Consider the following 23,089-nt stretch of genomic DNA (forward strand, 5'->3'; position numbering starts at 1 on the left):
ATGCTGAAATTGATTTAATATAGAAAAGAACAGCTAAAGAAAAAGGAGCAAATATAATGGAAATTACACAATTCTCAATGGAAGAAATTTTAGACCCAACAAATATTATTGAAGGTAAGCGTTATGAATTTATTCTGGATGTAGAAATTGATGAAGAAGATGAGCTTTACCACGAAGCTGGTATTGAAATTCGTGTCCTTATTGGTGAAAAAAACGAAGAACCATTTATATTAAATTACTTCATCATGGAAAAGGCTGAAGGTGAATATTTAGACTTTGCATTAGAGGATAATGAACTAGAAGAAATTTTGACATTCTGTAAAGAAGAAATAGCAAAAGCATAGTAAGTAACAGGTAGAGAGTATATATTCTTTACCTGTTTTTTATTGAATTAAGGATTATGTAAGCATGATGAAATATACATGTAGGATTGAAGGACTAAACTTAGTTTTAGTGTTCAGAAAATAGGGCAATTTATAGAAAGAGGTGTTTCTATGTCAACGTACACACAATCCATTTTTATAGCATTTTTCATAACCATTATTTTATCCTTTGTACTATTTATACCATGGCTGATTTATACGTATCGCAAGTATGGATACTTATCGATGTCCAAAACCATTATCATGTTCTCATTTATTTTTTACTTTTTATCTGCGCTTTGCTTAGTATTACTACCATTTCCGTCTACAAGAGATACTTGCTCACTTCAATCCGCAGACACCGTTCATACTAATTTGCGACTTTTTCAATTTGTTGATGATGTTTTAAAGGATAGTGGCGTTGTTGCCACAAATCCATCTACATGGCTTGCTATCACAAAACAGCAGGCATTTTTTCAAGCCTTCTTTAATTTCTTACTATTAATGCCATTCGGCGTTTACTTGCGATATTTTCTTAAAGAAAGAAGGTACTGGAAACGTGCATTTTTAATTAGCTTTTTGCTAACATTGTTTTATGAGGTCACACAAAGAACAGGCATTTATGGCATCTTTAATTGCGCATACCGAATCTTTGATATCGATGACTTATTACTAAACAGTGTAGGTGCGCTCCTAGGTTTCTTCTTAGCACCAATTGTTTGGGCATTATTCCCCTCTCATGAAGAGGTTGAGGCTAAAGCTGCTGAAATGGAAAAAAATGATATTGTTAAGCCGATTTCTATTTTACTAGCATTGGTCATTGATTTATTTATCGCTCAATTGGTTTGGGTGATTATTGGTGTTCTGACAGGGTATAGCGGTACTTTTGAATTTTTAGTGAAAATGGCTCTGTACATTATACTCTTTGGTTTGATACCAAGTATGATGAATGGCGCAACGCTTGGTATGAAGGTGATGCGATTTACAATGGTCAACAAGAATGGCAATAGTATTGTAAAGCAATCATGGCGTCGTTGTATTGCTATTATCGCTACCTTGAGTTTAGCAGATGCCATTACAACATTAGGAGACATCCAATTAGATATGGATTCACCATTTTATGTTCTACAAATTGTCATTTCTCTACTTGCCGCAATAGCAGGTTTTACACTTACAATGATATTAGCCGTTCATGTAGTAAGGGTCATCGTAAGTGGTGGAAAACGACGTTTGTATATCGATCAATATGCTGATTTAATGGCAACAAGGAAAAAATAAGGGGGCTTATAGAATGAAATACGTCATCATTGGGGGAGATGCTGCAGGTATGTCTGCAGCAATGGAAATCTATCGAAATGTTCCAGGAGCAGAAATAACTACTTTAGAACGCGGTTTTATTTATTCATATGGGCAATGTGGATTGCCTTATGTTGTAGATGGTCGTATTTCATCAACCAAACGTTTAATTGCAAGAGATGTCGAAACTTTTCGAGATAAGTATGGCATTGATGCAAGAGTTGGCTATGAGGTAGAGAATGTAGATATAGAGAAGAAGGTTATTACAGGTACACAAGCAAGTGGCGACAAATTTGAGTTTACCTACGATAAACTTCTTATTGCAACAGGTGCTAGTCCAGTCATGCCTGTGAAAAGGGGGAATGAGCTAGATGGTATCCATACGGTAAAAACAATTCCTCAACTGGAAGATTTGATGGCAGATTTAACACCAGAGATTGAGCAGGTAACCATCATAGGTGGTGGCTATATTGGTTTAGAAATGGCTGAAACCATACATGCCTGTGGGAAAAAGGTAAGACTTGTTCAGCGCGGAAGTCATGTGGCCCGTATTTTAGATGAAGAACTTGCTCAGCATGTGCATGAGGAAGCGAAAAAGAACGATGTAGAGCTGTTATTAAATACGAGCGTTGAGGCTTTTGAAGGAAATAAACGAGTGGAACGTGTTATAACAGATAACGGCATTCTAGAGACGGATTTAGTCATTGTCGCTTCAGGCATAAAACCAAATACACAGTTTTTAAAGGATACTGGGATTGCACTTGCAAAGAATGGGGCGATCATTGTAAATCGTCATTTAGAGACTTCCCTTGAAAATATTTATGCAGCTGGCGATTGTGCAACTCACTTTAATATTGTGAAAGAACGTTTAGATTATATACCGTTAGGAACAACTGCCAATAAGCAAGGTCGTTTAGCAGGACTCAACATGTCAGGCAAATTTGCTCCGTTTAGAGGAATTGTGGGCACATCTATTTTAAAGTTCTTCAATTTAACTATTGCTACAACAGGCATTAATGAGCGCGATGCTAAAGAGCTTGGTTTTGACTATGAGGCGTTTAAATTGTCTGCACGCCATATAGCTGGGTATTATCCCGGTGCACAACGTATGTTTATAAAAGTGGTCGTTCGCAAGCGCGATCAATTGTTATTGGGTGCGCAAATCGTGGGACCAGCGGGAGTCGATAAGCGTATCGATGTGTTTGCGACAGCATTATATAGTAAAATGACCTTACCTGATTTGCTAGATTTAGATTTGGCCTATGCACCACCATTCAACGGTGTTTGGGACCCTTTGCAGCAGGTGGCAAGAATGAATGGACGTTTATAATAGGAGGTAGAGAGATGAGCATTTATGATATTAATGTAACTTTAGAAGATGGTACTATCTATAGCCTTGAACGTTATAAAGGAAAGCCGATGCTAATTGTTAATACAGCTTCTAAATGTGGCTTTACACCACAATTTGAAGAATTAGAAGGTCTCTATGAAAAGTATCAGGAGCAAGGTCTTGTTGTACTTGGTTTTCCATCAAATCAATTTAAACAAGAGCTAGCGACAGCTGAAGAAGCGGCCTCCCAATGTCGATTAACATATGGTGTGACATTTCCCATGCATGAAATTGTTAAGGTGAATGGTAAAGAAGCACATCCTATTTTCGATTATCTTACTTCCCACTCCAAAGGATTTTTAGGCAATAGTGTTAAATGGAACTTTACAAAATTCCTTGTAAACCGTAATGGAGAGGTTGTTGGACGATACGCCTCAGCAGATAAGCCAAGTAGCTTTGAGGAAGATATTCAAAAAGTATTAGCTCAATAGATTAGAAAGGTTCATGCACAACATGTGTATGAATCTTTTTTTGTTTATAAATTCCAAAAGCAGTGGATTTAAGGTTGCTGTAAGCTTGCGACAAATTTGCTGTAAGTTTGGGGTCGTATACTAAAGTCAGAAAGAAGAGGTGAGCGTATATGACGCCATTATTAAAGGTACAAAACGTTGGAAAAACTTACGGCAAAGGCGCAAATACTTTTACAGCGCTATCGAATATATCATTTGAAGTAGCAAAGGGAGAGTTTGTTGGGGTAATGGGTCCTTCTGGGGCTGGGAAATCTACGCTTCTTAATGTATTAGCAACGATTGATACGCCAACGACTGGTGAAATTATTATTGAAGATACTAATTTGGCACGTATGAAGGATGCTGAATTAGCAGATTTTCGTCGAGATAATTTAGGGTTTATTTTCCAGGATTATAACTTGCTTGATTCTTTAACAGTGCGCGAAAATATTGTCTTACCACTAGCGATTGCAAAAATGCCGACAAAGGCTATTAATGCGAGAGTTGATCGCATTGCTGCATTGTTTGGAATTAGTGATTTATTAAACAAATATCCTTATCAAATTTCAGGTGGGCAAAAGCAGCGTACAGCCTCATCGCGAGCATTAGTGACAGAACCGAAACTAATTTTTGCCGATGAGCCTACAGGTGCGCTAGATTCAAAATCTGCAACCGATTTATTAGAAAGCTTAAGTGATTTAAACCAATCTCAAGCCGCAACGATTATGATGGTTACTCATGATGCCTTTGCAGCTAGCTTCTGCCAGCGCATTCTATTTATTCAGGATGGACAGCTATCTAAGGAAATTCAACGTGGGACTCTAACGAGGAAGCAATTTTTCCAAGAGATCTTGCAGGTGCTATCTAGCATCGGGGGTGGAGTAAATGACGTTATTTAGTTTAGCGCGTAAAAATATTCAACGCAATTTATCGAATTACTTTTTATATATTGCCTCAATGGTATTTAGTATCGTTATTTACTTTACGTTTGTGACACTCAAATATAATGATGACCTTTCAGCCTTAAAGCAATCGTCACAACAAATTAAAGGATTGATGAGTGCCTCGTCAGTCGTACTTCTGTTCTTCATTGTCATCTTTATGGCCTATTCCAACTCGTTTTTTATGAAGAAGCGGAAAAAGGAAGTAGCCCTTTACTCGTTACTAGGTGTACGTAAGCAAAAAATTGGCTTAATGCTCTTTTTTGAAAATTTAGTCATAGGACTTGTCTCTCTAATGTTTGGTATCCTTCTAGGTTTCTTTATGTCCCAAGGGCTATTAATGATACTAGTACGCTTAATGGGCTATGAAGTGGTTGGTAGCCTGACATTTTCAATGGAGGCACTAATTAATACAACGGGCATTTTTGCACTACTGTTTTTATTCACATCCTTACAAGGTTACCGTGTAATTTATCAATTTAAGCTAATTGATTTATTCCACGCAGACAAACAGGGAGAGCAAATTCCACGTGCTTCATTAGTAGCTGCTCTACTCGGCACTGTACTTATTGCATTTGGTTATTATACAGCTGCCTCTGATATGTTTACGAGTGAAATATGGCGATTCTTTACGGTATTAGGTACGCCATTAATGGTTATAGGGGTGACAATTGCAGGGACATACCTTCTATTCCATAGTGTGAGTGTCTTTGTGTTAACAGCATTAAAGAAAGCAACATCATGGTCCTGGAAGGGTTTAAATTTAATCGGTGTTTCTCAATTGTTGTATCGTATTCGAGCCAATGCCAAATCGTTGTCAATCATTGCAATTTTAAGTGCCACTACGATTACAGCAGGTGGCGGTGTCTTCGGTATGTATTATAATGCAGAAGCTTCTGTACGTCAGATGCTGCCAAACACATTTATGTGGAAAGGCGAGACAGTAGAATTTTCACAACAAGATGTCTTATATAATGAAGCACTGGCTGTGAAAAATTTACGTGTAGATAATGAATTCTCATTTTTCGAATATACATTACTTAAGGAATCGGACTATAATCGTTTAGCAAAATTACAAGGCAAGGATAAAGAGCTACACATTCCAGAAGGTTCTACGGTTTTACTTGATGCAGCCTATGATGAACGATTTTCACATGATTTTACAGGTGAGGACTTTAAGCTACAAAACGGAGACTCCTTCCATGTAGAGAAGATGTACACGGAAAGCGTGTTAAACTTTATAGCAGCTGGAACAGTTCTCGTTGTGAATGATCAAGAGTTTAAAGCTACTGATGCCGATGAAATTATGATGCAGGTTGTTGGATTGGATAATGATTTGAAACAACAGGATGTGTCGAAAGACATTTACCAGCAGTTGTCTTCTGAACAACAAGAATCATTTTCTAGTGTACCGCAAAGCTATGAGGATAGTTTAGCAACAGTTGGTGCTCTATTGTTTGTGGGAAGCTTCCTAGGATTGGTTTTCCTAGCAGCAACGGGCAGTATTATCTACTTCAAAATTTTAACGGAAGCTGAAGAAGATCAGGAAAAATATGCTATTTTAAATAAAATTGGTGTAAATAGTAAGCAAATCTTAAAGACAGTAGCAGGACAGGTCGCTGTTATCTTTAGTGCGCCACTTATTGTGGGGATTGCACATAGTGTGTTTGCATTACTAGCATTTTCACAGCTATTTAACATGAATATTACAAAACCAGTCATCTTGTGGATGATTGCATATTCAGCTATTTACTTTATTTATTATATCTTTACCGTTCGTTCGTTTTATAAAATAGTGAGACAGGGGAATTAATATGAAAAAAGTATTTTTCGGAATAGGTGCATTGTTCATCTTATTCGTAGCAGGGTTGATTGTATTGATGACTGTAGATTTTAACCGATTAAATAAAGATACCTACTATGTTCATATCACGGCTGATGGTGAGGTAGAGGAGTATAAGGCAGATAGTGGTGAAATCTTTAAAATGTATTGGTACGAGCTACCTACTTACGATAAAAATGGGGAAGAAAAAACATTAAAGTTTTCCGCTCATAAAAATTTACGCCAGGATGCTTATTTAAAGCTTTACGTGAAAAAGGAAACAGAAGTTACTTCATTTGATGAAGTGAAATTCCATGAATTACCTGCTAAAGTACAGGATCAAATGAAATAGCACCAAGTAGGAGTCTCAAAACTTGAGACTCCTTTTTTCCACACGAAAGAGCAGTGCCAAAGTATTTAACGCTTAAATCGAACTTGTATTTGGTTTACTATTTATTTGGTATCCCTTTTCTAGTTCAATAATAACGCATGTACCTATTCCTTTTTCCGAGGTGATGGTTACTGTTCCTCCATGGGCCTCAATGATATCTCTAGCAATAGCTGTACCTAAACCAGTACCCGCAGTATTGTCCGTATTTGTGCCACGGTAATAGCGTTCAAAAATATGTTCTAGATCCTCTGGGGCTATCCCCTTGCCATTATCAGAAATTGTTAGAGTATGCTCATCAACAGACACATGGACAGATACATCGGGAGCATTGTGAAGCAATGCATTGTGTAAAAAGTTCATGATAGCTCTGCGCATAAAATGTTCATCGATTTGATGCAGACTGTTCTCGGTTGTCGCCTCAAACGTAAGATTAGCCTGTTCATATTGTGGGGTATTTAATGTTTCAATCACTATCTCGCGAATAAAAGGCACCATGTTCACTTCATTTAGTGTAAGTGGAAGCTGTTGGTGTCTTAAACGCATCGTTAAATTTAGGTCATCCAGTAGATTTTGCATATACAATGATTGTTTTTCTATAATTTTTGCGTACTCGATTTGCTCAGTATTTGTTATTTGTGCATCATTCAATAGTTCTGCATAACCCCGAATAGAGGCAAGTGGCGTTTTCATATCGTGGGAGACATTACTAATCCATTCTTCACGCATGATTTCTAGTCTCTTTCGCTCCTGTTCATGGGCTGCCAATTCTCGTGATACTTCATTTAAGTTTTCAAAAACCGGCTTGTAGACACCACCAGGAGTCTTAATAGACGTATGATCATGATTCTTTAAATGGTGAATGCGATCTATCATCGCATAAAGAGGTTTCGTTAATGTACGACCAAAAAGCCATCCTACTAATGTAGCTACTAACAAGTCAGCAATCACGATGAACAGGCCAAATTTCCCTATAAACTGTAAGAGTGATGTGCCAGAAACATGCGTAACAAGCCTTGTAACACCGCTACCTTTAATACCAATTAAATAACTAAAGGGATCCTTACTGCCAATATACACCGTAGTATCAGAATCGAATTCTTTATATTTATATACTTGAATTAAGTCGATAGGTGCATAGTGCAATGGTGCTTTATCTGGTGCAAAATGAGCATCAATCACTTGACCATTTTCATCAAGCAATTGTATCCAAGCATTTCTTTGATGCAATTGTTCGAGTCCATCTTCACGTATGGAGGTTGCTCCATTTTTTGTCTCGATATGTTTTTGAAATTCTCGCACAAAGTTTTCCTCTTCGGTGGCAGAAACGCCTTCAGAGTCAGTTGTTAGCCGATAAGTAAGGAGTCCCATGAAGATAGCTGTATTGACAAAAATAACAATGATGACGATAGAAAGTACGGAAAGGAGAAAGCGAGCGGTTAATTTCCACTTCATTCTTGTGCCTCTTTGGGCATGACAAACTTATAGCCAAGTCCTTTTACAGTTGTGATATATAGAGGATTAGAGGCATCCTCCTCAATTTTTTCACGCAACCGGCGAATATGCACCATAACAGTGTTATCAGAACCGAAGAAATCCTCTCCCCATACACGTTCAAACAATGTTTCTTTACTTAAGATTCGATTGGGATTGTTCATAAAGCACGCCATTAACCCAATTTCCTTAGCTGTTAACTCCAATAATACGCCATTTTTATGCACTTCAGTTTCATCGGCATTCAACTGAAATGGTCCAATTTGTAGTGTTTTTTCAACAATATTCGTTATGGTATCTTGTGTTTGATAGCCAGCTCTACGTAATTGCGCCTTCACACGATAGGCTACTTCTTTCGGGCTAAAAGGTTTTGTAATATAATCGTCTCCGCCAATGGCTAGTCCTAAAATTTTATCAATTTCCTCATTTTTAGCAGACATGAAGAGCACAGGGACATGGGATACTTCACGGATACGTCTACATAAATCGTAACCCTCACCATCGGGAAGCATGACATCTAGAAGTATAATATCGGGTGTTGTTTGTTGAAAGCTTGTCCAAGCATCGCGAATGGTACTAGCTGTATAAATTTGTTTGTAGCCCTCTTTTTGTAAGCTTACTTTTAGTAGATTCGCTAAATCTGCCTCATCATCCACTACTAAAATGGTTGGTTCTTGCACTTGTTCACACGACCTTTCGATTTGGAAGAATCTTTACTGACAATTATTATAAATGAAATGTATAGAAAAGAGGAAATGTTGGGTTGTATTCTACAAGAGAGGAAGTACATTTTTTATATAAACCACTACAAGGTGAAACCTTTACAGATTCTAAAGCGTAAAAAGAGTATTACAAATTAGGAGGAATGGCGATGTTTAAAAAAATAGCAGCAGATGCGCTTGGACTTTCAGATATTGGGGTGGTTGTGCCAAGAGAGGACTATGATAAGACAGATGCAGATGATTTTATCTTACATGAAATTGATGAAAAAATTTACTTTTTAATTAAAACGAAGGCTGATGAGTATTGCTTTACAAATCGTGCAATTATTCATGTAGATGGCGAAAGTGCTATGAGCAAGAAACGATTACTGCGACGCTATGACTATTCAATGTATACTGTGACAGAAGTTTTTCTAGAAACAGCAGGAACAATCGACCTTGATGTCGAAATTAAGTTTACAATTGGCAATTCCGCACTATCCATCGACATTCATAAACGCTTTATTGATGACATTAAAGATTTATATAAAGCACTACATGCCATTAGCTATGAACAAAAGAACAATGCTTATAAGCTAGAAGTAGCGGAAAAAAGTTTAAACATAGCATCATCATCACTTGGTCGAATTGGCAATGACAATATATCTCCTGCGTCTTCATTCAAAGAAATTACAAGCTTTGCGAATACTTGGATGATCGATCATAAAGATAAGTATAAAAAAGAAGACTTCTCACATATTTTTGATTTATATATGAACAATTGATAAAAATAGCTCTCTGCAAGTGTAGAGAGCATTTTTAACATATAACGATATACATAAAAATTATTCTAGGAGCGTGATTAGAACATGACAAACGACATGCATGTGCTAGAAAAAGAAGAGGTAGAAAGTGATGATTTTATACAGCAACCTCAAGCCGCTGAAACATTGTTCGTAAATGAGTTTATTGATGGTATTTTAGATCCATCACAGAAGATGTTAGGGCCGCTTAAGGATGGTGGAACGATTATTGCCAATACAACACCTGGATGTTGGGGACCCATGCTTACTCCTACTATTCGTGGAGGACATGAAGTAACGAAGCCCGTGTTTGTAGAAGGAGCAGAGGTGGGTGACGCCATTGTTATAAAAATTAAATCTATTCAGGTCACATCTCTTGCAACTTCGTCTGGCCATGATGAAGCAATTGTAGATCGATTCATTGGTGATCCGTTTGTTTCAGTAAAATGTCCGGGCTGTGGCAAGCTTCATCCAAGCACAGTTGTAAAAGGAATAGGCCCACATGCAATTCTATGTTCTACATGTGATACAGAAACGGCACCCTTTAAAATGACAAACGGCTATACGATGGCACTTGATCATAAAGGGCAAATGGGTGTAACTGTTGGACGAGAGGGTGCTAGACGAATTGCACTTGATGCTAGAAACTATATGAGAACACCTGAAAATTCTGTACAAAATCCTGTTGTTGCATTGGCTCCAAGCGACTTAGTAGGTGTATTGGCGAGAATGCGACCATTTTTAGGTCAGCTTGGGACAACCCCTTCTAAAGCGATGCCTGATTCACATAATGCAGGTGACTTTGGTTCATTTTTAATTGGAGCCCCACATGAATATGCTTTTACTCAAGGAGAATTGGATATACATCGTACCGATGGACATATGGATATCAGCCGAGTACGAGAAGGTGCGACTATTATTTGTCCAGTCAAGGTACCAGGCGGTGGTGTATATATTGGAGATATGCATGCTATGCAAGGGGACGGCGAGGTTGCAGGACATACAACCGATGTAGCGGGTATTGTGCAGCTTCAAGTAAAGGTATTGAAGAAAGTAGCTTTGGAAGGCCCAATTTTACTACCAAATGTAGAAGACTTACCTTATACAGCAAAACCCTTTACAAAGGAAGAAAAACGTCGCGCACGTGAGCTAGCGGAGGAGTTTGGTGTTAAACAGGTAGAGGATGCATTCCCGGTGTCGGTGATTGGTTCTGGTAAAACGTTAAATGAGGCGACTGATAACGCGATTAGTCGAGCTGCGAAGCTATTTGAGATGAGCGAACCAGAGGTTTTAAATAGAGCAACTATCACAGGGTCCATTGAAATCGGACGCCATCCAGGGGTTGTCACAGCCACTTTCCAAGTACCTAAAACTGTATTGAAAAAGGTAAGAATATATAAAACTATTAAAAAACAGTATGACTAATAATGATTTCTTGAAAAAGCAAACTTTTAAAAGTTTGCTTTTTTGTATGAGCTACAAGTCAGATAAGTAAATGTTTGTCTGAAATTTGAAGTTTGGATTGAAATCTATTGTTGTGTTGATATAATAGTTAAAGTTTAACAATGAATAACAGGACCTTAAATAAAAAAGATGAGTATAGAAGAGAAAAGTTGGTGTCTAATGACAGAAATTATAGGTGAGGAAAACAAAATAGAGAAAAAGAATAGTATAAAACCTTTTATATTAAAAATGAGAGGAGGAGGTCATGCTCCATCTCGAACAAATTTCGCTGATGCCTTTACTGGAGCGATGGGAGGATTAATATGCATTTTTGTGTTGCTATGGTTAACTAACATTACCAATTCACCTTGGTTAATGGCCTCATTAGGCGGTAGCTGCGTTCTTGTATTTGTCGTCTGGAATGCACCTTTGTCCCAGCCCCGAAATATAATTGGAGGTCATTTTATTTCGGCATTTATCGGGTTGGCCATGTATTCATTACTAGGCCCCAATATATTGTCTATTAGTCTTGGTGTCGGATTAACTATATTTTTTATGGCCTTTTTAGGTGTCATACATCCTCCAGCGGGCGCCAATCCTATAATTATTATTTTAGGAGGTTATGGTTGGAGTTATTTACTAACCCCTGTATTAATTGGAGCAGTCATAATTGTATTTTTCGGTTTGTTGATCAATAATTTACGAGAAAAAAGAAAATATCCGTTGTTTTGGTAAAGATGATATCCATCTATAAAGTGTGTTCACTTATATAGGTGGTTTTTTATATTGTTAACGTTTTTGCTATGCATACCCATATTTTTTTAGCATATGTTAGTTAAGATTTGTTATATTGAAGAAAGAGTGTAAAAATCATGTATTTGAATGATAGGGGAAGATCTTTGTTGGTAGAAATTGATGGGAGGATCCATTTTTATGCTGTTGGACTGTGATGAGCAATTATTCATGGCTTATAAACAAAAAAGTAAAAAGGGTGCTGAAAATATACTAGCAACTTGGCTGGAGGCAGAGTCAAATCTGCGAGAAGATCCAAAAATACTTGGTACTTCGCTTTCACCCAATCTATTTTTAGTAAACGAAGAAACGGCTAAGAATATTGCCTTTTCCACAGCACGTAAATATTGGGGTCATGTATCAACAGAAATGCAAATATATTTTGACAAATATGGTTTAGATTCAAAATTTGTGAATGAACGTCTCAGTGCTTTTTTCTATACACAAAAAGGTAAAGATACTTTTTTTGAGCAGCTTTTTGCACAACATACAATAGACTTAGAACGATTAATTTGGTTAGTCTTTGGGAAACGAATGCAAATAGCTATGCCAGTTAATGAGCTACAATCAATTATTTTATATAAATTTCAAGATGAATATTTAGTGCATATGATGTATAAAGAGCATGCATCTTTTTGGCATTGGCTTTTCACAAAAAAAGTTTATTCACTGCTTATCCACAAACCTTTAGAGCAATTCACATTTCTTTATGAAATAATGGGACATTTCGAGCATTCTGTGAGAGAAAATTGTGAACATGTGGATAACTTTGTGAATAACTATAAAACGATACTGGATAAGTGTATAACTCATGTGGATAAGCATAATGCTAGCTGTTTGGCAAAGAAACAATTACGTCTTTATCAAATTGTTACTCATTATCGCTTATCAGAAGGTGATTTTAAAAGTGTCAAAGCGCTTATTACCTCATTTGAAGCTGAATGGCGCTACTCAATGTATGCACTATCAGAGAAGGAAAAAGTGTTAATTGCCTATATTTTATTTCATATAGCAAATAGAGAACAGCAGAGTGAAAAGGTTATATATTATGGTGAATATTTATTAGAGGATGAGCGAATAAATAATTATGCCATTGAAATATTACTGGAGTATAAAGAGCTATTACCAAATCGTAAACCAACACCACCTGCCATTATTAAAAATTATCAGCTAAATTATTTAGAAAATTTATATGCCATTCTACTAGAGCACTATGTAAAAATGGCACGTTATGAGGATGGCTTACTTTTATTAAAAGAGCATGTTTTAGCATCGAATAAAAAAATCAATTCTTCATTAGTACACAAAAATTTTAGTAGTGAACAACTTATTGCAATTGAGGCATATGTTCAACAGGATATAGCACTTCATGTGAATAACTCTCTACAACATATTGGTTTGTCTGTGGAAGAGTGGCGACGCAATTATCGTCAACCAAATGCACCATACTATGTTGTCGCACAAAGTGCATCCCTGCATATGTTAAATATTTTAAGAGTTTTGTTTGTAACTGAGCAGTACGAACTTTTTGAAAAGTTAATGGAGATTTACAAAAAATATCTACTAATAGATGATCATTTTGAAAACCTGCGTATGTTTATTAGTGCATATGTATAAAAAAGGTGTCTAATACTGTGATGTATTAGACACCTTTTTTTACTCTAAAACGCCTTTTTCCTTCAAAGCCTCAATTTGTTCAGCATCAAAGCCTAGAGATAGTAAAACTTCCTCATTATGCTCGCCTAATTTAGCACCAACATGCTTGTATTCAGGCTGCGTACCATCAAATTTAAACGGAGAGGCAATTTGTTTTTGCATAGTGCCATCGCTTTTGGGAATAGTCACAATCATTTCTCGTGCCTTTAGCTGTGGATGCTCACATGCTTCTGGAAATGTTAGAACTGGCTCTACACAACCTTCGAAATCCTCGTTAAACACTTCAAGCCATTCCTCATATGTTTTGGACAAGAAGGCGTCGTGAACAGCCTCTTTAAAACGAATTTGCGTGTAGTAGGAGTCATTGAAGGTATTATCGATCAACTCAGGAATATCGAGTGCTTCACAGAGTAATTTGCGAAATTGAGGCTCTAAACTACCGACAGAAAAAAAACGCCCATCCTTTGTTTTGTAAAAATCATAGTAACTGCCTCCATTTAAAATTTCTTGCTCTGGCTGTGGGACACGTCCACCTCCAATAAATGCTGCACCATACATAGCATTAAGTGAAAAGACAGCATCTGTCATACTAATATCGATGAACTGTCCTTCTCCTGTTTTTTCACGATGGAGGGCAGCAGCCAGTACGCCTATTGCTGCATGCATTGTCCCTCCAGCTATGTCAGCTAGTTGGACGCCCATGGAAACAGGTTTTTTATCCTTATGGCGTGAATAGTCGAGTAAGCCTGCTAATGATAGATAGTTATTATCATGTCCTGGACGATTACTATATGGCCCTGTTTGTCCGTAGCCAGTTATCGCACAATAAATAACCTTAGGATTTATTTCTTTAAGCGCTTCATAGCCGATGCCAAGTCGATGCATTACACCAGGTCGAAACCCTTCGATAATAACGTCATATTCCTGTACAAGTGATTTAACAATGTCGATAGCTTCTGGTGATTTTAAATTTAGCGTTATAGACTTTTTTGATCGATTTAAATGTTGATGGATATATGCCTCATGATCCTCGTCATAGGGAGGCATAATTCGCGTTAAATCAACCCGCTTTGAAGATTCAACGTGGATAACATCTGCTCCTAAATCAGCAAATATCATTGTCGCCATTGGTCCTGGTAGTAATGCAGAAAAATCGAGAATTTTTAACCCCTTTAAAATACCCAAATCTTCCAACCCCTTTTTGTGTAGGCTACACAACCATCTGTATGATGATGGCGAGTAGCGCTTTTCTCATAATCCCCATTGTGTGAAAAGCGTATTCTATATACTGTATTATTACAGTTTATTGTATTTTAATGAGTATTATAACAGATTGAATCTTAACTTGCCTATGCTAATTTTTATTATAAAATAAACGCTTCAACTTTTATATGTCAGAATAACAATAAAAGTAAAAAAATTTAGAATTTAGATTTTTTATCAAATTTCAGATAATTAGCGTCAGCTGTTGGAATTTTTAATCTAAGTAACTAAAATGTTGCAATTTTGTTTGCTAGATTCTATATGATACGATCTCGTTTATTGATACAATCCTAGAGGTGTGTTGGATTCTTCTTACACAATTAATACATGTTACTTTTACCTATAGGAGTCTTTGCTTATAATAGGCACTAATTGTTTAAGAATCTCAAAATATACATATAAAAAATCATAAATAGGAGGGGAAAAATGAAATCGCACCGATTAAAGTTAAAGCATCTTATAATGGGCGTAGCAATGGCAGCATTCTTTTTAACAAGCATAGGTAGTGTTTGGGGCGGCTATAGGATGAACATTGATTCCATTAAGGAAAATGCGCTAGAAACGAATAGAGTTTATGCTCAAAAATTAGCATCAACTGCTGATTCCTATCTACATGAAGCTTTTCAAATCTTAGGATATAGTGCGGAGCAGGTCAGAACGAAAATGGATGATGAACAAGTATTGAATCAGGAAACAGAGCGTTTGAGATTGCAAAATCAAATGTTCAATTCGGTGGTTATAACAAATGCAAAGGGACTTGTTTTATCTGTCTCTCCGCCCTCTATAGAAATTAAAGGAGAGATTTTAACATCCATTGGCGCTAAAGAGGCATTAGCCAAAAAGACACCCATTATTTCTAAGCCATATGAGGCGATGACAGGGCGGCTCATCATTTTTATATCACATCCTATTTTCTCGGAGTCCAATGAATATCTAGGAATGATTGCTGGCACTATTTATTTAAAGGAACCTAATGCCTTTAAAACCTTGTTGGGAGAACATTATAGTAAGGATGGTTCTTACGTATATGTAGTTGATTCAGATGGACGAGTTATCTATCATCAAGATCCAAGTCGTATTAATGACATTGTAACGAAAAATAAAGTTGTTCAAGCTGTTACATCTGGCAAGGATGGTGCCCAACTAGTTGAGAATACAAAAGGAGTGAAAATGTTAGCAGGCTATAGTGCAGTGGCATCGACAGGGTGGGGAGTTGTTGCGCAAAAACCTTTAGAGGTAGCATTAGCCCCTTCATTTGATCGTGTACAAGAGGTCATTATAAAATCTGTCCCTCTTATGTTTGTTTCGATTATCATTGTACTTTGGGCTGCAGCACGTATTGCGAATCCCTTACAACAACTAGCATCATTAACAGAAGAAAGTTTAGATAAGAAAAATGTAGAAGGTTTAAAATCTGTTAGTGGATGGTACTTTGAAGCCTATTCATTGAAGAATGCATTGGTTCGAAGTTTATCGTTTCTACATGGACAGGTCTCCTTTTTCAAGGATCAATCTACTGTTGATCCACTGACGGGAATTACGAACCGACGTACAATGGATTCAATGCTTGCTGAATGGTTAGCAAGTAAGGTACCACATGTCATTATTTTGCTAGATTTAGACCACTTTAAAAGTGTGAATGATACATATGGACATGCAGTAGGTGATAAAGTTTTACAATTTTTGGCTAGACAAATGGAGTCAGTAGCTAGGGAAGGCGATGTATGTTGCCGGTACGGTGGCGAGGAATTTATCATGCTTCTACCGAACACGACGGTAGAGGAAGCCAAACTAGTCGCAGAACAACTACGAAAAACTTTGGCCGATACGGTCAGTCCTTGTGGTAGACCAATAACATTATCCGCAGGAATAGCATCCTACCCTGTAATGGCAAATACAACTGAAGCGCTAATTGAAGCGGCTGATGACGCACTTTACCTTGCGAAACAAGAAGGGCGAAATCAGGTAAAAGTTGGAGTATTAAAAAAGGAATAAAAAAATACAACAAAAGAGCTTACAACCCAAATTTTTGGGGTAATGATTAATGCAAACATCATTTGGGCAAGCTGTATATAAGTCATCAGCCACATGACTTTTAAATTATGTTCAAATGATATGTAACTCGGGCCACATCTCTTGATCGACTTGACAAGACGTAAGGTTATCCCCCTTTCCCTTATGACACCCCAAGTACGACTAGATGTATGCCTATATATCGTCAAAAGCCAAGCGAGCACCGATGCTCCTTGGCTTTTTAGCATTTTGTGGAATATTCTAACAGAGTAACAAGCTGTAGTTTTGATACGAATTATAGAAAGGTGATTAGTACAAGGAGCCTTTAAGGAAAACTTAGCTTTCTTTTTGATGACAACAAATTTGTTGCTCCTTGGCAATTCCCTTTAAACGTGCATAATCATTTCCCCATGTACACATTGTATTTAAAACGGGTATAAATGACTCTCCTAAATCTGTTAAACTATATTCTACTTTTGGTGGTACTTCTTTAAATATTTCTCTTCGAACAAGTCCGTCTCTTTCTAACTGTTTCAATTGATCGGTTAGAACTTTTTGCGTAATTCCGGGTATTAATTCATAAAACTCTTTCGTCCTTACTGATTGTTGACTCAAGAAAAATAGTATTAAACATTTCCATTTGCCACCTGCAATATCCATAAAAATATTGATTCCTGTATTATAGTTCACCATGGGCTTCCTCTCCTAAATAGGCACAAAAAAGTGGCTATACCACTTTTTTGTGCGTTATTTTCTTATTTATTATTGCTTACTATAATTAGAGGCGCAATACAATAAAAACTTAGGAGTTGTTCATAATGAGTGTAAAAGATACTTTAGAAAAAAGACGTTCAGTTAGACATTATGATTCAAATTATAAAATTAGTTCAGAAACATTGACTGCCTTAGTTGAAAGTGCAAGTAAGTCGCCTAACGGAAATAATATTCAAGCAACACGATACTTAATAATCGAGGATGCGAAATTAAGAAATTTATTACTACCTATAGCTTTTAATCAACAGCAAATAGTAGAAGCTTCAACGTTAATCGTCATGTTGGGCGACTATCAGGCATTTAACAAAGGTAATATTATTAAAATTCATGAGGAGGGGTACCAGGCAGGTTATTTTGATGAATCATTAAGAGACTATCTTGCGAATGCTGCAATAAATTATTATGAAGGTAAGACAAAAGAAGATCTAAAGTTAGAATTAACTAGAGATGTAAGTCTTGCCTCAATGTCCTTGGTTTTGTTAGCGAATGAAGCTGGTTTTGACACAATTACGATGTCAGGCTACGATTCTAAGAAATTGAAAGAGATCTTAAATATTTCTGATAGGTATCTTGATGTTATGCTGATTGCTATTGGTAAAGGTATAAAAGCAGGTCATAAAACTGTTAGGCATGATGTAAACAAGGTAATTTATAAAAATGAAATAATTTAGTGTTATTAAACTAACCAAACTTTTAAAAGTTCAAAATTAATAGCTAATAGAGAGAAGCCAATTACGAAACTATTTTTAAATGGCTTCTTTTTTATGTATTGCAAACTATGAATTTTTAAATATTGAGTGATGGAAAGCTTATGAACTCGCATAGTAAAGAAATCGTATTTTAGTCTCTAACTCTAGAAGAAATTTACCCTACTATTTTAGATTTATCTATGAAGGTTAGCTAGCCTTTGGTCGATATAAAGGATATGAGCAAAATGATATTTGTACGTATCAAAATACATAAGCGAAAGGAAGAGTGGAATGGATAAATCTAAAATCCAAAAAGTAAATAAAGCCTTGATTGCAACCGTATTTGCTTCAAGTGGGATTGCTGTTGTAGTACCTCCACCAAAAGCAGCAGCGGCTACTTCTCCCTTTACGGATATTAACCAATACTCGGATAATTATAATGAAATATTAAAACTATATTCTCAGGGCGTAATGAGCGGTTTTGCGGATAATACTTTCCGTCCTGATGTCAGTGTAACTCGTGGAGAGGCAGCGAAAATGCTGGCAACGGCGTTAAAATTGGATACAAAAAATATCCAAGATCCTTACTATAAGGATGTTCCAAAGGGCAATCAATATTATAAATACGTAGCGGCCTTGCAAAATGCAGGTATTATGTCGGGCTATTCAAATGGCATGTTTATGCCGAATGAAGTGTTGACTAGAGGGGAACTAGCCAAAATGGTTGTAGTTGGATTCCATCTAGAGGTATCCCCTACGTACAATAATATTTTCAAAGATGTGAATAGCAAAACAAACAATGCCATCTATATTCAAACTTTAATCGATTTGAATATTACAAAGGGCACAACTCCCGTTACATTTTCTCCATTTGATCCTGTTACTCGCGGACAGTTTGCTTCGTTTGTAGTGGGTTCACAAGAGAAGAAAAGTAATGAAACATCTTACAAAATCACAAATGTGGATGATGATGCTGTTTATATAAATGGTCAATCTTATACAATTCCAGAAAGCCTTGCTCATATTTTTAACGAATATAATGCTCCTGTGTTAAAAGGTGCTGTCATTGAGGGTGATTTATCGAGTAAGGGAATTCGCTCCATTTCAAAATTAACCCTTAATGCAAGTGGAACAAGCACACGTTCTTTAGATTTTGATGGAAATTACGGTTCTTTTGGCGCAACGATTGTAGTAAATGGTAATTATATCGAATTCTCGAATATGACGCTGACAGGGACAATGTTTGTCAACGAAACCGTTCGCCCACCACTGCATTTAGGGGCTACTTACAATCAACCATTAGCTCTTGGTCGTGTGGCAAGTAACAATATTTCATTTATTAATTGGTCAAACCCAGATAACAATAAAGGCGATGATTCGTCAACTAACAATTCGAACGATCTTCAAAATTGGACAAAACCAAATACTGAAAATGATAAGCCATTTGTTAACTGGTCTAAAGAAAAAGAGGAAATGAAAAACGTTGAGAAGTACCTAGAATTTTATAACAGTAGTGTTTCTCGACTAGTAGTATCTCAAACAGGTACAAAAATTGAAACAAATACAAAACTACCACGTGTAGACATCATTGGAAATGTGCGTGAGTTTGAAATTCAAGGCGATATTGGTACGTTAAATTTAAATACAGAAACAAAACTTACAATTTATGGTTCAGGAAATATCGATTGGATCAATTACAATAGCTACACAGATCTAGAGCTGTATATTGATGGACGAATTGGCACATTATTTGTTGATAATTCATATGGCAAAATTGATATTGGAGATTATACGTATATTGATAAGGTCATCTTACCTAAGGATGGATCACCAAATAATATCTTCGACGATTTCCTCGATGATAAAGATAATATAGGCAATATTACTGATCCAGATGGCAAACCAATTGATAAAGAGGAAAATGAGAATCAAAATCCTGATGATAAAACAAAACCAATCATTAGTATTACAAATGTAAAAGTACTAAATGGTAGCGAAATTCAAGCAGATTTCACTTCTGATGAAGTCGGTACGTACTATTATATTGTGCGTGAAAAGGGCGCAGAGGCACCAAATAAAAGCGAAATGGTTAACCGTCTCTCAAATAAGAACGTAGCACATGGAACTGCGGCAGCCATCAAAGGAACAAACTCAATTAAGGTTTCTAATTTAGGTGAGAAAAAGGAATATGTTATCTACATCATGGTTGTGGATGGCTCGAAAAATGCATCGGACATAGTTTCTCAAGAGTTCCAAATGAAAGATGCTTCACCACCAGTAGTGAAATCCCTCCAAGTTACGCCATTACATGGAGGAACACGTGCTGAATTTACTTTTACAGCCAGTGAACCAGGAGACTATTACTACTATGTACGTAAGAAAACAACAGCTGCTGATCCAACAACGGCTGACATCGTTGCTAACCCAACAGGAAAAGGCGAAGCAAAAGCTAGTGAACTTGGCATAAAAGGCATTCTAACGGGATTAGATGCAGAAACAGAATATCAGCTTTATGTTGTGATGAAAGATAATTCAGGTAACTTCTCGATAGACCCTCCTGCAGTAAAAGATTTTAAAACTGGTGCGCTTGATAGTGTTCATCCATATGTAGAACAAGGAAAGTTAGTAAGGAAAAGCAATAATCAGTTTGAACTTACTGTTAGTGAAGCATTAGATCCAGAAAGTGCTAACGATATTAACAATTATTTATTAACGGGTACAGTTATTGTTAACGTAACTGGAGAAAAAGGAATCAAACCATCAGCTGTAGAGTATAAAGCAGGAGATAAAAAAGTTTTATTAACAATACCATCTGATACGGGGTTTGTTAATGGTGATACGTTGCGTGTAACAGTATTACCAGGTGTTAAAGATTTAGCGGATAATGCGTTTGAAAATACTGGCACAGTGAAGCCAGGTGACCCGGTTCGTAACTATGCTGAGTATAAACATGAAGACACTGTGGAACCAAAGATAACAATAAAAGATCCAGTGAATAAAGCGGATGAATCTGATGGTTTCCGTAGAGCTGAAATCGAATTTGAGCCTAATAAAGCGGGAACGTATTACTATATGATCCTACCTAATACAGTAGTAGATAATGGTGAGACGAAGACTTTCCAACAATATTTAACAGATCATAAAATTACTGAAAGAGATTTTATAAATGAATTTGCAGGTGACACTAGTAAATCAGGATATTTCCAAATTGGTGGAAAAGATATATATATTCAACGTGGTTCAGGTACGGCAGATTTAGAAACAGCTACGCAAAAATTCCCTGTATCTGTGGAACAAAATAAACTCGATCCGTTTAATAGCTATTCTATTTACATGGTACTAAGAGATCGTGGAGGAGAACTTTCTAAAATCGCAGGTCCTAAGACTGTATTCGAAGATACTAAGGCACCTTTAATTCGTAATTTAGAGATTAAGCCAAAAGAGAATGATGATACAAAAGCAACTATTAGCTTTGAGACAAATGAAACAGCAAAAGTTCATTACTGGTTTGTGGAAAAAAGAATTAAAGATAAGGATGGTATATTGATTGATAATCCTGATGCTAATTTAACTGCTCCAGCAGATGAAAAATATTTAGAAACAAAACTTAAAAGTAGTCCATCTGTTGAAAAGATTGGAAAAGGTCTGTCTGGGACGATTGATGCGAGAGGGATTACTTTAAAGCCACATACTGAATATATGGTTTATGTTGGAGCTGAGGATACACCTGGGAACTTTACAATTTATAAAGCTAATGTTCCATATAATGATCACGATAGAACTTCAACAGGATTAATGAAACAAGATTTCTACTCTGATGGTACACCACCAAGCATTGGCATGGCTTCCCCATTGGACAACAAATATTATCCAGGTCTTATTTATCGTAACAGCGATGATACATTTACCATTACTTTTAGTGAAACAATTATGCGTGATGAAAATGGTAAATCTAAACTTGTAAGTACAGGTGATACAGTTGATGTTAATTTAGCAGATATTATGACGATCACGACAAAAGATTCCAATGGTAATGAGACTGATGTGACAGCTAAGTATGCCCCTGTTACTTATACTACTGGAACAGATACAACGAAAGCTAGTAAGCTCATTATTAAATCGAAAACATCTAATGACGCAAATCAAACAATAACAGTTACAATGAAAGAGAGTACTCGAGATTTTGTGATTCAAGGCTATGAAGGCCATAAGTTCGTTAATAAGGCACAATACCTATATAGAACACTGGATGCGAAGTTTATGGAAATTAAACTCGGCTACTTGAATACATCGGGTGACGATAGAAAAGTTCAAGCGACATTTGATTTACTAGGTTCTGCTCAACAATTCTATGAAAATGGCGAATCACTGAAGTACTATTATTTATCCGATACTGCAGGAACAAATGAAACAGTTATTGCTGATAGAACACCTTCACAAGTGATTCAAGCGGTTGTACATGGTACAGACAGTTCTTTAGCAAAGGGAACAGGAACAGTTGCTACTAATGTTGCTCGTGTTACAAAAGAACTAACACATTCAGCCAAATTCTTCAATGGAGACTGGGTGACAATTGTATTAGAAGACAAGTATGGTAATTTCCATAAGTTCTATGCAAAGGTTGGATACAAAGATCCTTCAATACAGTAAAAATAGAAACCAAGTGATTATTAAATGATCACTTGGTTTTTTATTTTTAGAACAATGAAGGTGGAATTTAAATGTGCCAGCCTTGGTTCAAAAGGAGGCCCTTGATTCAAAAGTATGGTGAGTTTCATTTTCAATTGGACGATTGCCAGACTGTGCAGGAGAT

18 protein-coding genes are annotated in these 23,089 nt (G+C 36.5%); 14 read left to right on the forward strand and 4 right to left on the reverse strand.

The window, feature by feature from the left end; all coding sequences use genetic code 11:
* Window positions 1–56: 56 nt before the first annotated feature.
* From JIN86_RS20240 to JIN86_RS20270, 7 genes are all read left to right on the forward strand, one after another.
* The gene (locus JIN86_RS20240; RefSeq protein WP_202342718.1) at window positions 57–344 is read left to right on the forward strand and encodes a DUF6509 family protein; all 288 of its coding nucleotides are present in this window, start codon (window positions 57–59) and stop codon (window positions 342–344) included.
* Between the two features lie 150 nt (window positions 345–494).
* Complete coding sequence (locus tag JIN86_RS20245; protein WP_202342719.1) at window positions 495–1,640, forward strand: VanZ family protein; 1,146 nt, start codon at window positions 495–497, stop codon at window positions 1,638–1,640.
* Between the two features lie 13 nt (window positions 1,641–1,653).
* Complete coding sequence (locus JIN86_RS20250; protein WP_004233896.1) at window positions 1,654–2,988, forward strand: FAD-dependent oxidoreductase; 1,335 nt, start codon at window positions 1,654–1,656, stop codon at window positions 2,986–2,988.
* A gap of 14 nt (window positions 2,989–3,002) precedes the next feature.
* Window positions 3,003–3,479: a glutathione peroxidase gene (locus JIN86_RS20255; RefSeq protein WP_004233894.1), complete on the forward strand. Its 477-nt coding sequence runs from the start codon at window positions 3,003–3,005 to the stop codon at window positions 3,477–3,479.
* Window positions 3,480–3,628: 149 nt separating this feature from the next.
* A complete protein-coding gene (locus JIN86_RS20260; protein ID WP_004233892.1) occupies window positions 3,629–4,396 on the forward strand; it encodes an ABC transporter ATP-binding protein in 768 nt (255 codons plus the stop codon).
* Entirely contained in the window at window positions 4,383–6,251 is a 1,869-nt protein-coding gene (locus tag JIN86_RS20265) for an ABC transporter permease (RefSeq protein WP_202342720.1), read from the forward strand. The genes JIN86_RS20260 and JIN86_RS20265 overlap by 14 nt, the downstream gene beginning before the upstream one ends.
* Before the next feature lies 1 nt (window position 6,252).
* Window positions 6,253–6,612 carry a YxeA family protein gene (locus JIN86_RS20270; protein ID WP_004233888.1) on the forward strand — a complete coding sequence of 120 codons (360 nt, stop codon included), beginning with the start codon at window positions 6,253–6,255 and terminating at the stop codon, window positions 6,610–6,612.
* Window positions 6,613–6,684: 72 nt separating this feature from the next.
* Here the strand turns inward: JIN86_RS20270 and JIN86_RS20275 are convergent, their stop codons facing one another.
* Both JIN86_RS20275 and JIN86_RS20280 read right to left on the reverse strand, forming a co-directional pair.
* Window positions 6,685–8,103 carry a sensor histidine kinase gene (locus JIN86_RS20275; protein WP_202342721.1) on the reverse strand — a complete coding sequence of 473 codons (1,419 nt, stop codon included), beginning with the start codon at window positions 8,101–8,103 and terminating at the stop codon, window positions 6,685–6,687.
* Window positions 8,100–8,822 (reverse strand): response regulator transcription factor, encoded by a 723-nt coding sequence (locus tag JIN86_RS20280; RefSeq protein WP_004233885.1) that lies wholly within the window; start codon window positions 8,820–8,822, stop codon window positions 8,100–8,102. The genes JIN86_RS20275 and JIN86_RS20280 overlap by 4 nt, the downstream gene beginning before the upstream one ends.
* A gap of 191 nt (window positions 8,823–9,013) precedes the next feature.
* Between JIN86_RS20280 and JIN86_RS20285 the strand changes: the two genes are divergently transcribed.
* The 4 genes from JIN86_RS20285 to JIN86_RS20300 all read left to right on the forward strand — a co-directional run bounded on the left by JIN86_RS20285 (window position 9,014) and on the right by JIN86_RS20300 (window position 13,498).
* Window positions 9,014–9,628 carry a PH domain-containing protein gene (locus tag JIN86_RS20285; protein ID WP_004233883.1) on the forward strand — a complete coding sequence of 205 codons (615 nt, stop codon included), beginning with the start codon at window positions 9,014–9,016 and terminating at the stop codon, window positions 9,626–9,628.
* Between the two features lie 84 nt (window positions 9,629–9,712).
* Window positions 9,713–11,071, forward strand: a complete 1,359-nt coding sequence (locus JIN86_RS20290; RefSeq protein ID WP_202342722.1) for an acetamidase/formamidase family protein — start codon at window positions 9,713–9,715, stop codon at window positions 11,069–11,071.
* A 198-nt stretch (window positions 11,072–11,269) separates the two neighbouring features.
* Complete coding sequence (locus JIN86_RS20295) at window positions 11,270–11,824, forward strand: HPP family protein (protein ID WP_004233879.1); 555 nt, start codon at window positions 11,270–11,272, stop codon at window positions 11,822–11,824.
* A 228-nt stretch (window positions 11,825–12,052) separates the two neighbouring features.
* Entirely contained in the window at window positions 12,053–13,498 is a 1,446-nt protein-coding gene (locus tag JIN86_RS20300) for a hypothetical protein (RefSeq protein ID WP_225340601.1), read from the forward strand.
* A 39-nt stretch (window positions 13,499–13,537) separates the two neighbouring features.
* On the opposite strand, the gene JIN86_RS20305 is transcribed toward JIN86_RS20300, so the two are convergent.
* Complete coding sequence (locus tag JIN86_RS20305) at window positions 13,538–14,722, reverse strand: CaiB/BaiF CoA transferase family protein (RefSeq protein ID WP_004233875.1); 1,185 nt, start codon at window positions 14,720–14,722, stop codon at window positions 13,538–13,540.
* 504 nt (window positions 14,723–15,226) lie between these two features.
* Here JIN86_RS20305 and JIN86_RS20310 point away from each other — a divergent pair.
* The gene (locus tag JIN86_RS20310) at window positions 15,227–16,795 is read left to right on the forward strand and encodes a sensor domain-containing diguanylate cyclase (protein ID WP_202342724.1); all 1,569 of its coding nucleotides are present in this window, start codon (window positions 15,227–15,229) and stop codon (window positions 16,793–16,795) included.
* A 354-nt stretch (window positions 16,796–17,149) separates the two neighbouring features.
* On the opposite strand, the gene JIN86_RS20315 is transcribed toward JIN86_RS20310, so the two are convergent.
* Entirely contained in the window at window positions 17,150–17,506 is a 357-nt protein-coding gene (locus JIN86_RS20315) for a winged helix-turn-helix transcriptional regulator (RefSeq protein WP_004233871.1), read from the reverse strand.
* Window positions 17,507–17,631: 125 nt separating this feature from the next.
* Here JIN86_RS20315 and JIN86_RS20320 point away from each other — a divergent pair, with 125 nt between their 5' ends.
* Together JIN86_RS20320 and JIN86_RS20325 are read left to right on the forward strand one after the other, a co-directional pair.
* Window positions 17,632–18,258 carry a nitroreductase family protein gene (locus JIN86_RS20320; protein ID WP_004233869.1) on the forward strand — a complete coding sequence of 209 codons (627 nt, stop codon included), beginning with the start codon at window positions 17,632–17,634 and terminating at the stop codon, window positions 18,256–18,258.
* 309 nt (window positions 18,259–18,567) lie between these two features.
* The gene (locus JIN86_RS20325) at window positions 18,568–22,926 is read left to right on the forward strand and encodes an S-layer homology domain-containing protein (RefSeq protein ID WP_202342725.1); all 4,359 of its coding nucleotides are present in this window, start codon (window positions 18,568–18,570) and stop codon (window positions 22,924–22,926) included.
* The last annotated feature ends 163 nt before the right edge of the window (window positions 22,927–23,089 follow it).

The sequence above is a fragment of the Lysinibacillus sp. HST-98 genome, from assembly GCF_016757845.1.
Taxonomy (GTDB): domain Bacteria; phylum Bacillota; class Bacilli; order Bacillales_A; family Planococcaceae; genus Lysinibacillus; species Lysinibacillus capsici.

Bases quoted from the DNA above. Each gene is read 5' to 3' on its own strand.
- JIN86_RS20325 (WP_202342725.1), top strand. From the start codon at position 18,568: ATGGATAAATCTAAAATCCAAAAAGTAAATAAAGCCTTGATTGCAACC.
- JIN86_RS20315 (WP_004233871.1), bottom strand. From the start codon at position 17,506: ATGGTGAACTATAATACAGGAATCAATATTTTTATGGATATTGCAGGT.
- JIN86_RS20320 (WP_004233869.1), top strand. From the start codon at position 17,632: ATGAGTGTAAAAGATACTTTAGAAAAAAGACGTTCAGTTAGACATTAT.
- JIN86_RS20270 (WP_004233888.1), top strand. From the start codon at position 6,253: ATGAAAAAAGTATTTTTCGGAATAGGTGCATTGTTCATCTTATTCGTA.
- JIN86_RS20290 (WP_202342722.1), top strand. From the start codon at position 9,713: ATGACAAACGACATGCATGTGCTAGAAAAAGAAGAGGTAGAAAGTGAT.
- JIN86_RS20295 (WP_004233879.1), top strand. From the start codon at position 11,270: ATGACAGAAATTATAGGTGAGGAAAACAAAATAGAGAAAAAGAATAGT.
- JIN86_RS20255 (WP_004233894.1), top strand. From the start codon at position 3,003: ATGAGCATTTATGATATTAATGTAACTTTAGAAGATGGTACTATCTAT.
- JIN86_RS20285 (WP_004233883.1), top strand. From the start codon at position 9,014: ATGTTTAAAAAAATAGCAGCAGATGCGCTTGGACTTTCAGATATTGGG.
- JIN86_RS20245 (WP_202342719.1), top strand. From the start codon at position 495: ATGTCAACGTACACACAATCCATTTTTATAGCATTTTTCATAACCATT.
- JIN86_RS20300 (WP_225340601.1), top strand. From the start codon at position 12,053: ATGGCTTATAAACAAAAAAGTAAAAAGGGTGCTGAAAATATACTAGCA.
- JIN86_RS20240 (WP_202342718.1), top strand. From the start codon at position 57: ATGGAAATTACACAATTCTCAATGGAAGAAATTTTAGACCCAACAAAT.
- JIN86_RS20265 (WP_202342720.1), top strand. From the start codon at position 4,383: ATGACGTTATTTAGTTTAGCGCGTAAAAATATTCAACGCAATTTATCG.
- JIN86_RS20275 (WP_202342721.1), bottom strand. From the start codon at position 8,103: ATGAAGTGGAAATTAACCGCTCGCTTTCTCCTTTCCGTACTTTCTATC.
- JIN86_RS20310 (WP_202342724.1), top strand. From the start codon at position 15,227: ATGAAATCGCACCGATTAAAGTTAAAGCATCTTATAATGGGCGTAGCA.
- JIN86_RS20260 (WP_004233892.1), top strand. From the start codon at position 3,629: ATGACGCCATTATTAAAGGTACAAAACGTTGGAAAAACTTACGGCAAA.
- JIN86_RS20250 (WP_004233896.1), top strand. From the start codon at position 1,654: ATGAAATACGTCATCATTGGGGGAGATGCTGCAGGTATGTCTGCAGCA.